8 protein-coding genes and 1 pseudogene are annotated in these 14,400 nt (G+C 70.7%); 3 read left to right on the top strand and 6 right to left on the bottom strand.

All coding sequences use genetic code 11. The features are described from left to right. Positions 1-38: 38 nt before the first annotated feature. From ACFXG1_RS31965 to ACFXG1_RS31940, 6 genes and pseudogenes are all read right to left on the bottom strand, one after another. Positions 39-1,391 carry a PAC2 family protein gene (locus ACFXG1_RS31965; protein ID WP_384745700.1) on the bottom strand — a complete coding sequence of 451 codons (1,353 nt, stop codon included), beginning with the start codon at positions 1,389-1,391 and terminating at the stop codon, positions 39-41. A gap of 216 nt (positions 1,392-1,607) precedes the next feature. Continuing rightward, positions 1,608-1,940 (bottom strand): annotated as a pseudogene (locus tag ACFXG1_RS31960) (FadR/GntR family transcriptional regulator); the annotation flags it as partial. A gap of 76 nt (positions 1,941-2,016) precedes the next feature. After that, positions 2,017-3,627: an FAD-dependent oxidoreductase gene (locus ACFXG1_RS31955; protein ID WP_384745698.1), complete on the bottom strand. Its 1,611-nt coding sequence runs from the start codon at positions 3,625-3,627 to the stop codon at positions 2,017-2,019. Positions 3,628-3,633: 6 nt separating this feature from the next. Then, positions 3,634-5,160, bottom strand: a complete 1,527-nt coding sequence (glpK, locus tag ACFXG1_RS31950) for a glycerol kinase GlpK (RefSeq protein ID WP_384712228.1) — start codon at positions 5,158-5,160, stop codon at positions 3,634-3,636. A gap of 104 nt (positions 5,161-5,264) precedes the next feature. Beyond that, entirely contained in the window at positions 5,265-6,050 is a 786-nt protein-coding gene (locus tag ACFXG1_RS31945; protein WP_384745696.1) for an MIP/aquaporin family protein, read from the bottom strand. Between the two features lie 466 nt (positions 6,051-6,516). After that, on the bottom strand, positions 6,517-7,293 hold the full coding sequence (locus tag ACFXG1_RS31940; RefSeq protein ID WP_384712223.1) for an IclR family transcriptional regulator: 777 nt from the start codon (positions 7,291-7,293) through the stop codon (positions 6,517-6,519). Positions 7,294-7,749: 456 nt separating this feature from the next. Here ACFXG1_RS31940 and metH point away from each other — a divergent pair, with 456 nt between their 5' ends. The 3 genes from metH (at position 7,750) to ACFXG1_RS31925 (ending at position 14,162) form a co-directional block, all read left to right on the top strand. After that, positions 7,750-11,271, top strand: coding sequence for a methionine synthase (gene metH / locus ACFXG1_RS31935; RefSeq protein ID WP_384745694.1), 3,522 nt, complete (start codon positions 7,750-7,752; stop codon positions 11,269-11,271). Between the two features lie 154 nt (positions 11,272-11,425). Further along, positions 11,426-12,127, top strand: a complete 702-nt coding sequence (locus ACFXG1_RS31930) for an HAD family hydrolase (RefSeq protein WP_384712214.1) — start codon at positions 11,426-11,428, stop codon at positions 12,125-12,127. 436 nt (positions 12,128-12,563) lie between these two features. Then, positions 12,564-14,162 (top strand): ABC transporter substrate-binding protein, encoded by a 1,599-nt coding sequence (locus ACFXG1_RS31925; RefSeq protein WP_384712211.1) that lies wholly within the window; start codon positions 12,564-12,566, stop codon positions 14,160-14,162. The last annotated feature ends 238 nt before the right edge of the window (positions 14,163-14,400 follow it).

The following is a 14,400-nucleotide window of genomic DNA, read 5'->3' as shown; positions in this document are numbered from 1 at the left end:
CTATGCGGCACCGCCCCTCACCCGGACCCGGACGGGCCTCAGTCCTTCTTCCTGCCGGAGTTGCCGGAGTCACCGGACGCGTCCGATACGTCGGAGTCACCGGCGTCACCGGCGTCACCGACGTCACCGGATTCGTCGGGACCGCCGTCCGTCACCGCGTCCCCGGCGTCTCCGGTGCCTTCGTCGCCCTCGGGCTCCCCGGCGTCTTCGGGGGCCACCGGCCGGTCACCCGGTGCGCCGGATTCCCGGGAGTCCCCGGATCCGTCCGCCGTACCGGTGTCCCCGGAGGAACCACCGGCGGACTCGGCGGACTCGGCGGACCCGTCCGCGGTATCCGCTTCCGCCGTATCGGCGGCTTCGGCCTCCGCCGGACCCGCCGACTCGTCGCCGCTCGGCCACCGGCCCTTCTGCGACCGGCCGAGCCCGGACGACGGATCGCGCAGATAGGCGCCACCGGCCGGACCACCGGGACCGCCCGCGCCCGGCTCGGTGGAATCGGAGGCCGAGGCGACCCCCGGACCCGTACCGGGCCCGCCGGCGCCGCCGGGACCACCGTCCCGCCGCCGCAGATAGCGCTCGAACTCCCGGGCGATGGCCTCGCCCGACGCCTCCGGCAGCTCCGCCGTGTCCCGGGCCTCCTCCAGCGTCTGGACGTACTCCGCCACCTCCGAGTCCTCGGCCGCGAGTTGGTCCACGCCCAACTGCCACGCCCGCGCGTCCTCGGGCAGTTCGCCCAGCGGGATCCGCAGCCCGATCAGATCCTCCAGCCGGTTCAGCAGCGCCAGCGTCGCCTTCGGGTTCGGCGGCTGCGACACGTAGTGCGGCACCGCGGCCCACAGACTCACCGCGGGCACCCCCGCGTGCGTGCACGCCTCCTGGAGGATGCCGACGATGCCCGTGGGCCCCTCGTACCGGGTCTCCTCCAGGTCCATCGCCCGCGCCAGATCGGGATCGGAGGTGATGCCGCTGACCGGTACCGGACGGGTGTGCGGGGTGTCCCCGAGCAGCGCGCCCAGGATCACCACCATCTCCACCCCCAGTTCATGGGCGAAGCCGAGGATCTCGTTGCAGAACGAACGCCAGCGCATCGACGGTTCGATGCCGCGGACCAGTACCAGATCGCGCGGCTTGTCGCCGCCGACCCGGACCACCGAGAGCCGTGTCGTGGGCCAGGTGATCTTCCGTGCCCCGCCGTCCATGTACACCGTGGGCCGGTTGACCTGGAAGTCGTAGTAGTCCTCGGCGTCGAGCGCCGCGAAGACCTCGCCCTTCCATTCCCGGTCCAGATGCCCGACCGCGGTGGAGGCGGCGTCGCCGGCGTCGTTCCAGCCCTCGAACGCGGCCACCATGACCGGGTCGATCAGCTCGGGTACCCCCTCGAGCTCGATCACCCAGTGCCTCCTTCCGAAGTTCCCTCTCGTACGCCCCAACCTTACGGCTTGCGGGCGGTGGCGCCGCAGCCCTCGTGCACGCCCGGGTGAATGGGACACCGTTCGTCTCCCCGACGGGCACACCGCGGATACATCCGAGCTGTCCGGGGGCGGAACGGCCGCCGGCCGCCCATCGGCCGCCCATCAGTAGTCCGTCAGCGGTCCGTCAGCGGTCCTTCAACGACCGCCGCCCCGGCGGCCGTTGGGTTCCCGAGGCGGGCCCGGGGCGCTCCGGAGCCACCGCTCCGCGCCCGCGATATGGACGGTCGCCCGGGAGCGCGCCGCCTCCGCGTCCCCGTCGCGCAGCGCCCCGAGGATGGCCCGGTGCTCGTCGACGATCCGGCCGGCCGCGCCCTCAAGCGCCAGGGCCCGCCAGATCCGGGCCCGGGTCGCGGGGCCCGACAACCCGTCGAGCAGGGCGCACAGCACCGCGTTCCCCGACCAGTGGGCGATGCCCCGGTGGAACGCGAGATCGGCGGCGATCAGCGCCTCGACCGACGGTGCGGGACCCGACGACGAAGCGGAGCGCCTCCAACAGGACGCGGGCGGCTCCGTCCGGAGCCGCCCGCGTCGGGGAGCGATCGGGTCAGGAGCGGCGCCCCAGGACGCCCTCCACCTTCGCCGTGATCTCGTCCGTGGCCAGGCCGCGGATCGTCAGGGTGGTCCGGCGGCGCAGCACGTCCTCCGCCGTCTCGGCCCACTCGTGGTCGCGCGCGTACACGACCTGCGCCCAGATCTCCGGCGCCTCCGGGTGGATCCGCTCCGCCAGCGCCGGGTCGTCGTTGGCGAGCCGGGCGATGTCGAAGGCGAGGGACCCGTAGTGGGTGGCGAGGTGACGGGCGGTGTCCGCGGCCATCCGGGGGCCGGGGGCCGGGCCGTCGACCAGCAGCCGGTGCTCCACCGCCCGCGGGTTGGCTATGCCTGGCAGCGGCAGCTTGCGCGGCAGACCGGACATCGGGGTCATGTCCTCGGCCAGCGGCTGTCCGGGCAGGGTGGCCAGCTTGTTCATGATCGTCCGGCCGATGTGGCGGAACGTGGTCCACTTGCCGCCCGCGATCGAGAGCATGCCGCCCCGGCCCTCGGAGACCACGGTCTCCCGCTTGGCCTGGGAGGTGTCGCCGGGGCCGCCGGGCAGGACCCGCAGACCGGCGAAGGAGTATGTGATCAGATCGCGCGAGAGCTGCTGGTCGCGGACGGAGAACGCGGCCTCGTCGAGGATCTGCGCGGTGTCCTTCTCGGTGACGGCGACATCGGCGGGGTCGCCCTCGTACACCTCGTCGGTGGTGCCGAGCAGGAGCATGTCCTCCCAGGGGAGGGCGAAGGTGATGCGGTACTTGTCGATCGGGGTGGCCAGCGCCGCCCGCCAGGGCGAGGTGCGCTTGAGGACCAGGTGCGCGCCCTTGGAGAGCCGGATCGAGGGGGCCGCGTTCGGGTCCTCCATACGGCGCAGGTGGTCCACCCACGGGCCGGTGGCGTTGAGCACCAGCCGGGCGCCGACGCCGAACTCGGTGCCGTCGGTACGGTCCCGCAGCTCGGCGCCGCTGACCCGGCCCCGGGTGAACCGGAGGCCGGTGACCTCGGCGTGGTTGAGGACGGTGGCGCCCGCGGCGACGGCGGCGCGGACCGTCATCAGCGCCATCCGGGCGTCGTTCATCTGGTCGTCGCCGTAGACGGCGACGGCCTTCAGGTTCTCGGTCCGCAGCTCGGGTACGTCGCGGCGGGCCCTGGACGGGCTGATGACATGGCCGACGCCGTCGCCGAAGGCGGAGAGGGCGGAGTACGCGAACACCCCGGCGCCGAGCTTGGCGGCGCCGTGCGGTCCGCCCTTGTAGACGGGCAGGTAGAAGGTGAGCGGGTTGGCGAGGTGGGGGGCGACCTCGCGGGAGACCGCCCGCCGCTCGAAGTGGTTCTCCGCGACGAGCTTCACCGCGCCGGTCTGGAGGTAGCGCAGACCGCCGTGGAGGAGCTTGGAGGAGGCGGAGGAGGTGGCGCTGGCGAAGTCGCCGGCGTCCACCAGGGCCACCCGCAGCCCGGCCTGAGCGGCATGCCAGGCGGTGGAGATGCCCAGGATGCCGCCGCCGATCACCAGGAGGTCGTAGGTCGCCAGGGCAAGCTGTTCCCGGGTCTCGGCACGGCTCGGCAGGGAACCGGCGGCCGGGTGCGTCCCGAGGGCCGGGACGCTCTGCAGGGTGGTCATGTTCGATTACTCCTCGTGCTCGATCCAGCCCATGGTCCGCTCGACGGCCTTGAGCCAGTTCTTGTATTCGCTCTGACGCCGGTCGGCGTCCATGCGAGGGGTCCATTCGGCGGCCCGGCGCCAGTTGGCGCGCAGCGCGTCGGTGTCCGGCCAGAAGCCGACCGCGAGCCCGGCCGCGTAGGCCGCGCCGAGGCAGGTGGTCTCGGCGACCATCGGACGCACGACGGGGGCGTCCAGGACATCGGCGAGCGTCTGCATCAGCAGATTGTTGGAGGTCATGCCGCCGTCGACCTTGAGGGCGGTCAGTTCGACGCCGGAGTCCTTGGTCATGGCGTCGGTGATCTCACGGGTCTGCCAGGCGGTGGCCTCCAGCACCGCGCGGGCGATGTGGGCCTTGGTGACGTACCGGGTCAGACCGGCGATCACTCCCCGGGCGTCGGAGCGCCAGTACGGGGCGAAGAGGCCGGAGAACGCGGGGACGACATAGGCGCCGCCGTTGTCCTCGACCGACAGGGCGAGGGTCTCGATCTCGGCGGCCGACTTGATCAGGCCCATCTGGTCGCGCATCCACTGGACGAGCGAGCCGGTGACGGCGATCGAGCCCTCCAGGGCGTAGACCACGTCCTGGTCGCCGATCTGGTAGCCCACCGTGGTCAGCAGTCCGTTGTACGAGTTCACCGGGGTGCCGCCGGTGTTCATCAGCATGAAGGTGCCGGTGCCGTACGTGGACTTGGCCTCGCCCTCGGAGAAGCAGGTCTGGCCGAAGAGGGCCGCCTGCTGGTCGCCGAGCGCGGAGGCGACGGGGATGCCGTCGAGGACGCCGCCCTTGGCGGTGCCGTACACCTCGGAGGAGGAGCGGATCTCCGGCAGGAGGCCGGCCGGGATCTCCATGGAGCTGAGGATCTTGTCGTCCCACGCCATGGTGTGCAGATTCATCAGCATGGTGCGGGAGGCGTTGGTGACGTCGGTGACGTGGACACCGCCGTCGACGCCGCCGGTCAGATTCCAGATGACCCAGGAGTCCATGGTGCCGAAGAGGATCTCGCCCCGCTCGGCGCGCTCGCGCAGGCCCTCGACGTTGTCGAGCAGCCAGCGGACCTTCGGCCCGGCGAAGTAGCTGGCCAGCGGGAGCCCGGTCTCCCGGCGGAAGCGGTCCTGGCCGACGTTGCGGCCCAGCTCCTTGCAGAGCCCGTCGGTACGGGTGTCCTGCCAGACGATGGCGTTGTGCACGGGCTCACCGGTGGCGCGGTCCCACAGCAGGGTGGTCTCGCGCTGGTTGGTGATGCCGATGGCCTTGACGTCGTCCCGGGTGATCCCGGCCTTGGCGAGGGCGCCCGCCACGACTTCCTGGACATTGGTCCAGATCTCGGTGGCGTCGTGCTCGACCCAGCCCGGCTTCGGGAAGATCTGCTCGTGCTCCTTCTGGTCGACCGAGACGATCCGGCCGTCCTTGTCGAAGACGATGCAGCGACTGGACGTGGTGCCCTGGTCGATGGCGGCGATGAAGGGTCCGGCGGTGTGTGCGTCGGTCACGGGGTGCTCCTGCTCGGAGGTCTCAGGGTTCTCAGACTTCTCGGGGGTATCGGCCGGCTCGGATATCGCGGCGGTCGACCGCTTCACATGAGTCGTTTCCCGGTTCACGTGAACGCCAGTTCGTAGATACCCGCCGCGAGGGCTCCGCCCGTGAGCGGACCCAGTACGGGGATCCAGGCGTAGCCCCAGTCGGACTTGCCCTTGTTGGGCAGCGGGAGCAGCGCGTGGACGATCCGGGGGCCGAGGTCACGGGCCGGGTTGATGGCGTAGCCCGTGGGACCGCCGAGCGAGAGGCCGATACCGACCACGACGAAGGCGGTGATCAGCGCGCCGAGTGTGCTCAGGCCCTTGCCCTCGGCGTTGAGGCCCTGGGTGAGCACGGCCAGCACCAGGACGGCGGTGCCGATGATCTCGGTGGCCAGGTTCTGCCAGGCGACCCGGATCTCGGGGCCGGTCGAGAAGATGCCGAGGACCGGTCCGGCCTTGGTGCCGCCGTGGGGGCCCTCGATGGGCTTGTCGTCGACGTCGCTGACGATCTCGGGGTCGGTGAGATGGGCCATGAACTGCCCGTAGTACACGACCACGACCAGTGCGGCGCCGATCATCGCGCCGACCATCTGGCCCGCGACGTAGACCGGGACCTTCGACCAGGTGCCGTCCGTGATCGCGATACCCAGGGTGACGGCGGGGTTCAGATGCGCGCCGGAGAGGGAAGTGGTCATGTACACGGCTGTCATCACGGCGAAGCCCCACCCGAAGGTGATGGCCAGCCAGCCGGCATTGCGCGCCTTGGACTTCTTCAGTGAGACGGCGGCGACCACACCGCCGCCGAGCAGGATGAGAACGGCGGTACCGATGACTTCGCCGATGAAGATATTGGAGCTGGACACCGTGACTCCTTTGTCCTGGTCCAGGATGGCGAACCCCGGCTCCTCCGGTGGCTCGCGCCCGGCGGCGGGAGCCACCGGGCGGTATCGGTCCTTGGCGCAGTCACACTCTAACGCGATTTTCCGTCAGCTGTTCGACAATGCCGACCGATGAACGGCAGTTTTCCTCTGCGTAAACACGCCGTCAAGGGCTGGAGGTCCAGTAGTCCGGAAAAAAGCGGAAGGATCCACACCGGACCGGCCGGCCCGGCGCGTGGTGACTCTATGGAAATGTACGGTTATCCGATGATGCGCCGGAATCGTTGCGCGCGCTCGGTGTTCTCGTCCGGACCGGGTACAGAGCCGGTTCAAGGACGGTTCCCGGCCCGCTCAAGGCCCGCTCGGGGCCCCTTCCCGAGGCCGGTGCCGCCGGGCCGGGCGCGCTCCTCCGGCGCCGGGGGAGAACCGTACGTACGGCGCTCCCGGTGGGTCAGAAGCGCCCGGCGCCCAGGTCGCGCGATACGGCCCTGGCGCACTCCCGTACGGCCGTGATCAGCTCGGGACGCAGCTCGCGCCGGTCCGGGCCGGTCTCGCAGATCCGCTCGACGGCACCGGTGATCGCGACCGCGCCCACCGGCATCCGGCGCCGGTCGTGGACGGGGGCTGCCACCGCGGCCACCCCCTCCCAGGTCTCCTCCAGATCCGAGCCCCACCCCCGGGCCCGGGTCTCGGCCAGCACGGACTCGAACGCGTCGAGGCCGGTCACCGTCAGCGGGGTGAAGGTCTTCCGGTCCCCCTCGACCGCCTCGGAGTGCGCCACCGGGTCGTACGCCGACAGGACCTTGCCCAGGGCCGTGGAGTGCAGCGGCTGCATCGCCCCCACCTCCAGCACCTGACGGCTGTCGTCGGGCCGGAAGACATGGTGGACGATGAGGACGCCGTGCTGGTGCAGCACCCCGAGATGGACGCTCTCGCCGCTGGAGCGGGCCAGATCGTCGGTCCACACCAGGGCCCGCGCGCGCAGCTCGTGGACGTCGAGATAGCTGTTGCCCAGGCGCAGCAGCTCCGCGCCGAGCTGGTAGCGGCCGGATGCGGGGTCCTGCTCGACGAAGCCCTCGGCCTGGAGGGTGCGCAGAATGCCGTGCGCGGTCCCTTTCGCCAGATCGAGTGACGACGCGATGTCGGACAGACCGAGGCGCCGCTCGCCGCCCGCGAGCAGTCGCAGCATCGCCGCCGCGCGCTCCAGCGACTGGATGTTCTTCGCCATCGGATCGGCCCTCTCCTACTGCTGTTCGACAATGCTGAACACTATCGGCCGATGTCGACCAAGGATGCCGCTGTGCGAGTATCTCGCGGCCGAAAGCTTCACGAGAACCCCACAAACCTGGGAGTCGCCGCCGAGTCGCCCCTCAGCCGTCCCCCAGGTGCCCCTCCGGCGCCCCCTCGGCCGTACGGGTGACACAACGATGCCGCCCACCGCCCGACCGGACGTACCGCCACCGTTTTCCGGATCCCCCCGTCAGGACCGGCCGCGATCCGCCGCCCGGCCCCGAGGCGGCGGGACCTCGGGACCGCCCCGTCCGCCGTCGTCGGAGGCCACGGCACCCGTCCGCCCCGTGGGACACCCTCACCGCGCGCCGCCGGGCCCGGTTACCCTGACTCCGTGCGCCTTCCCACCGGAAGCCGCAAAGCCGACAGCCGTCGCAGCCCAGGGAGCCCCTTCATGGCCTCGTCGCCCACCCCCTCCGTACCCCCCGCCGACAGCCGGACCCGGATCGCCGCGCTCCGCGAGGCCCTCGCCACCCGGGTCGTCGTCGCCGACGGAGCGATGGGCACCATGCTCCAGGACCAGGACCCCACCCTGGAGGACTTCCAGGACCTGGAGGGCTGCAACGAGGTCCTCAACGCCACCCGCCCCGATATCGTCCGCTCGGTCCACGAGGCGTACTTCGACGCCGGGGTCGACTGCGTGGAGACCAACACCTTCGGCGCCAACCACTCCGCACTCGGCGAGTACGACATCGCCGACCGGATCCACGAACTCTCGGAATCGGGTGCCCGGATCGCCCGCGAGGTCGCCGACGCCTACACCGCGGCCGGCGGCGGCCAGCGCTGGGTCCTCGGCTCGATCGGCCCCGGCACCAAACTGCCGACCCTGGGCCACGCCCCGTACACCGTGCTGCGCGACGGTTTCCAGGCCAACGCCGAGGGGCTGATCGCCGGGGGCGCGGACGCCCTGCTGGTCGAGACCACCCAGGACCTGCTCCAGACCAAGGCCGCGATCCTCGGCGCCCACCGCGCCATGGCGGCCACCGGCACCGAGCTGCCGCTGCTCTGCTCGATGGCCTTCGAGACCACCGGCACCATGCTCCTGGGCTCCGAGATCGGTGCCGCGCTCACCGCCCTCGAACCGCTCGGCATCGACATGATCGGGCTGAACTGCTCCACCGGCCCGGCGGAGATGAGCGAGCATCTGCGCTATCTCGCCCGCCACTCCCGGATCCCGCTGCTCTGCATGCCCAACGCCGGGCTGCCCGTCCTCGGCAAGGACGGCGCCTACTTCCCGCTGGACGCCGAGGGCCTGGCGGACGCCCAGGAGACCTTCGTCCAGGAGTACGCCCTCTCGCTCATCGGCGGCTGCTGCGGTACGACCCCCGAACACCTGCGGCAGGTCGTGGAGCGGGTCCGCGGGGTGGTGCCCCCCGAGCGCGTAGCCCGCCCCGAGCCGGGCGCCGCGTCGCTCTACCAGACCGTCCCGTTCCGCCAGGACACCTCGTACATGGCGATCGGCGAGCGGACCAACGCCAACGGCTCCAAGAAGTTCCGTGAGGCGATGCTCGACGGGCGCTGGGACGACTGTGTCGAGATGGCCCGCGACCAGATCCGCGAGGGCGCCCATATGCTCGACCTCTGCGTCGACTACGTGGGCCGGGACGGTGTCGCCGATATGGAGGAGCTGGCCGGACGGTTCGCCACCGCCTCCACCCTTCCCCTGGTCCTGGACTCCACCGAGGTCGACGTCATCCGGGCCGGTCTGGAGAAGCTCGGCGGCCGGGCCGTCATCAACTCCGTCAACTACGAGGACGGCGACGGCCCCGACTCCCGGTTCGCCCAGGTCACCCGGCTGGCCCAGGAGCACGGCGCGGCCCTGATCGCCCTGACCATCGACGAGGAGGGCCAGGCCCGTACCGTCGAGCACAAGGTCGCCATCGCCGAACGGCTGATCACCGACCTCACCGGCAACTGGGGCATCCACGAGTCCGACATCCTCATCGACACCCTCACCTTCACCATCTGCACCGGCCAGGAGGAGTCCCGCCGGGACGGCATCCACACCATCGAGGCCATCCGGGAGCTGAAGCGGCTCCACCCCGACGTCCAGACGACCCTCGGGCTCTCCAACATCTCCTTCGGCCTCAACCCGGCCGCCCGGATCCTGCTGAACTCCGTCTTCCTCGACGAGTGCGTCAAGGCCGGACTCGACTCCGCCATCGTCCACGCCTCCAAGATCCTGCCGATCGCCCGCTTCGACGACGAGCAGGTCACCACCGCCCTCGATCTGATCTACGACCGGCGGGCCGAGGGATACGACCCCCTCCAGCGGCTGATGGAGCTGTTCGAGGGGGTGGACACCAAGTCCCTCAAGGCGGGCAAGACGGAGGAACTCCTCGCCCTCCCGCTGGAGGAGCGGCTCCAGCGGCGCATCGTCGACGGCGAGAAGAAGGGGCTGGAGGCCGACCTCGACGAGGCGCTGGCCGAGCGGCCCGCCCTCGCCATCGTCAACGACACCCTCCTGGAGGGCATGAAGGTCGTCGGCGAGCTGTTCGGCTCCGGACAGATGCAGCTGCCGTTCGTCCTCCAGTCCGCCGAGGTCATGAAGAACGCGGTGGCCTATCTGGAACCGCATATGGAGAAGTCCGACGCCGAGGGCAAGGGCACGATCGTGCTCGCCACCGTCCGCGGCGACGTCCACGACATCGGCAAGAACCTCGTCGACATCATCCTCTCCAACAACGGCTACAACGTGGTCAACCTCGGCATCAAGCAGCCCGTCTCGGCGATCCTGGACGCCGCCGAGGAGCACCGGGCCGATGTCATCGGCATGTCCGGACTGCTGGTCAAATCCACGGTGATCATGAAGGAGAACCTGGAGGAGATGAACCAGCGGAAGATCGCGGCGGACTACCCCGTGATCCTCGGCGGTGCCGCCCTCACCCGCGCCTATGTGGAGCAGGACCTGCACGAGCTGTACGAGGGCGAGGTCCGCTACGCCCGCGACGCCTTCGAGGGACTGCGGCTGATGGACGCCCTGATCGGTGTCAAGCGCGGCGTCCCCGGCGCCGCCCTGCCCGAGCTGAAGCAGCGGCGGGTACGGGCCACCGCGCCCGCGGTCGTCGAGGACCGCGCCGAGGAGGGCGCGGCCCGCTCCGACGTCGCCGTCGACAACCCCGTACCCGAGCCGCCGTTCTGGGGCACCCGGGTCATCAAGGGCATCCAGCTCAAGGAGTACGCCTCCTGGCTCGACGAGGGCGCGCTCTTCAAGGGCCAGTGGGGGCTCAAGCAGAACCGGACCGGTGACGGCCCCAGCTACGAGGAGCTGGTGGAGAACGAGGGCCGCCCGCGGCTGCGGGGGCTCCTCGACCAGCTCCACACCCGCAATCTGCTCGAAGCCGCCGTCGTCTACGGCTACTTCCCCTGCGTCTCCAAGGGCGACGACCTCATCGTGCTGAACGAGGACGGCTCGGAGCGGACCCGGTTCTCCTTCCCGCGCCAGCGCCGGGGCCGCCGGCTCTGTCTGGCCGACTTCTTCCGCCCCGAGGAGTCGGGGGAGCGGGACGTCGTCGGCTTCCAGGTCGTCACCGTCGGCTCCCGGATCGGGGAGGCCACCGCCGAACTCTTCGCCGGGGACGCCTACCGCGACTATCTGGAACTGCACGGGCTCTCCGTCCAGCTCGCCGAGGCCCTCGCCGAGTACTGGCACGCCCGGGTCCGCGCCGAACTGGGCTTCGGCGGCGAGGACCCCGACGCCGTGGAGGACATGTTCGCCCTCAAGTACCGCGGCGCGCGGTTCTCCCTCGGCTACGGTGCGTGCCCCGACCTGGAGGACCGGGCCAAGATCGCCGAGCTGCTCCAGCCGGAGCGGATCGGCGTCCGGCTCTCCGAGGAGTTCCAGCTCCACCCCGAGCAGTCCACGGACGCCATCGTGATCCACCACCCGGAGGCCAAGTACTTCAACGCGCGGTAGTCGGATCGTCACACCGATGGCGAAAGCCGGTGGACAATCCGGAGGCGCGCGAGCCGCCGGAGTCGTAGACTTGTCGGTCCACAGCAGGCCGGTCGCCTGTCCCAGCACCAGGGGAGAGCCGACCGGCCTTCTCGTCCCTCCCGGAGGTGTGCCGATGACCAGCGCGATCCCCGCGTCCCTCGCCCGTACGGCGGACGGATCGGCCCTCGGGGCCGTTCTGCTGGACATGGACGGCACCCTCGTGGACACGGAGGGTTTCTGGTGGGACGCGGAGGTACGGGTCTTCGCCGAGCTGGGACACCAGCTGGACGACGCCTGGCGCGAAGTCGTCGTGGGCGGCCCGATGACCCGCAGCGCCGGATACCTCATCGAGGTCACCGGGGCCCGTATCACCCTGCCCGAGCTGACCGGACGCCTCAACGACGCCTTTGAGAAGCGCATCAGCGAAGGCGTTCCGCTGATGCCGGGAGCGGAGCGGCTGCTGACCGCACTGACCGCCGCCGGACTCCCCACCGCCCTGGTCTCCGCCTCCCACCGGCGCATCATCGACCGCGTCCTCGACTCCCTGCCGCACGACTTCGCGCTCTCCGTCGCCGGCGACGAGGTGCCGCGCACCAAGCCGCACCCGGACCCGTATCTGATCGCCGCCCAGGGCCTGGGCGTGACACCGGACCGCTGCGCCGTCATCGAGGACACCGCGACCGGAGTGGCCTCCGCCGAGGCCGCGGGCTGCCGGGTGGTCGCCGTACCCTCGGTGGCCCCGATCGCCCCCGCCCGCGGCCGGATCGTGGTGGAATCGCTGGAGACCGTCGATCTGCCCTTCCTGCGGGCGCTGATGGCCGGATCCGACTCCTGAGACCGTGTCACCCGCCGTCATGTGCGAATAAGTTCTCCCGCGTGACATTCCTCACTCTGTGTGTACTGGACGCACGGCCCGGGGCGCTCCCGGGTACCGCCGAGGACGCTCCGAGGCGTTCTATGTGTCCGCATTGATGAAGTCCTGTACGAAACATTCCCCGGCCGGGAGTCGCGGCCGGGATATGGCCGGTCACTCAGCGATTACAGCCCGCCCGAGGCCCCGTCAGCCCTCCCCGGCGTCACCCGCGACCGCCGACTAATGTCTTCGCGAGTCCTCGCCGCACCACCGACACACCCCGGCGGTCGACCAACCGTCACCAACCCCGGGACCCGGGCCCCGCCGGGGTCCAGGACGGGCCGGGCCGCCCCGAACGGGCGCCGCGGCGGGACTCCTCGCACGCAGTACCCAGTGCCGGATGAGGAGAACGTCCAGGATGAACCGTAAGACCTTGGTGCTGCCGGCCGTCGTCGGCCTGCTCGCGCCCGCGCTCGTCGCCTGCGGCGACTCCAAGGGCGGCTCCTCGGGCGGGGGAACCATCGTCGTGGGCACCACGGACCAGATCGCGGGCGGCAAGGACAACCCGGCGCCCCTCGACCCGGCACACGCCTACGACACCGGCGCCTGGAACGTTCTCCGGCCCAGCCTCCAGACCCTGATGCGGACCCCGCAGACCGGCGGCCAGCCCGCCCCCGAGGCCGCCCAGTCCTGCGCCTTCACCGACAACTCCAGCCAGAGCTTCCGCTGCAAGCTGCGCGACGGGCTGAAGTTCGCCGACGGCACCGCCGTCACCGCCGAGGACGTCAAGTTCTCCATCGAGCGGGTCCTCGCCATCGACTCCGACGACGGCGTCGCCGGTCTGCTCTCCACCGTGGACACCATCGAGACCAAGGGCGACAAGGAGGTCGTCTTCCACCTCTCGACCCCGGACGCCACCTTCCCGTACAAGCTCTCCACACCCGCCGCGAGCATCGTCAGCAAGAAGAACTACCAGGCGAAGAAGCTCCGCAACGGCTTCCAGGTCGACGGCTCCGGCCCGTACACGATGAAGGCCGAGGTCAAGAACGACCGGATCAGCAAGGTCGTCTTCAGCCGCAACGACTCCTACCGGGGCGACATCAAGGTCGCCAACGAGAAGGTCGAGATGCGCGTCTACCCCGACTCCACCGCCATGGGCAAGGCGCTGGAGAAGGGCGAGATCGACGTCATGACCCGGGAGATGTCCCCGGAACAGATCAGGGACTTCACCGAGAACCCCCGCAAGGACGTCGAACTCGTCGAGATGCCGGGCGTCTCCATCCGCTACCTCGCGTTCAACACCGACGCCCCCCAGGTGAAGGACAAGGCGGTACGGCAGGCCATGGCGGCGGTCGTCGACCGCGGCCAGATCGCCGGACAGGTCTACGGCGCCACCGCCGAGCCGCTCTACTCCCTGATCCCCGCCACCATCGGCGCGCACAAGAACTCCTTCTACAACGAGTACGGCGAGCCCAGCGTCGCCAAGGCCCGTAAGATCCTCGCCGACGCCGACATCAACACCCCCGTCGAGCTCGACCTGCACTACACCACCGACCGCTACGGCTCCGGCACCGCCCGGGAGTTCGAGGTCCTGCGCAAGCAGCTCAACGACTCCAAGCTGTTCTCGGTGACGATCAAGGGCGTCGAGTGGGCCTCGTTCCGCGCCGCCCAGAAGCGCGGTGACTACCCCGTCTACGGCATGGGCTGGTTCCCCGACTTCCCGGACCCCGACAACTACATCGCGCCCTTCCTCGACAAGGACAACTTCCTCAACACGCCCTATGTGAGCGAGAAGGTCCGCGACCTCATCCCGCAGTCGCGCCGCCACGCCGACCGCACCGCCGCCGTCTCCGCGTTCAGCACCATGCAGGACATCGTCGCCGACGACGTGCCCGTACTCCCGCTCTGGCAGGGCAAGCAGTACGTCGCCTCCCGCAAGGGCGTCGGCGGTGTCGAGCAGCTGCTCAACGCCACCTCCGACCTCCAGATCTGGGAACTGAAGGCCGCCAAGAAGTAAGCCCGCCCGCCCCGGCGGGCTGCGCCCCCGCCCCGGGCGGGGGCACGCGAACGACGAAGCGGGGGGGGGGCCCCCGGCCCCCCCCCGGTGGGCGTAGGGGGGGGGGGGGGAGGGGGGGCCCCAGCGGGTTGGGGGGGGGGGGCCAGCGCGAGGCTACCCTCAGCGGCCCCGCAGTCGGCGGACGAGAATGCTCGCGTCGCCGCGTTGTTCGAGGTCGGCCAGTACCACCGCGACCGCC

The sequence above is a fragment of the Streptomyces sp. NPDC059248 genome, from assembly GCF_042753905.1.
Taxonomy (GTDB): domain Bacteria; phylum Actinomycetota; class Actinomycetes; order Streptomycetales; family Streptomycetaceae; genus Streptomyces.
This window is presented reverse-complemented; position numbering and strand designations above follow the sequence as displayed.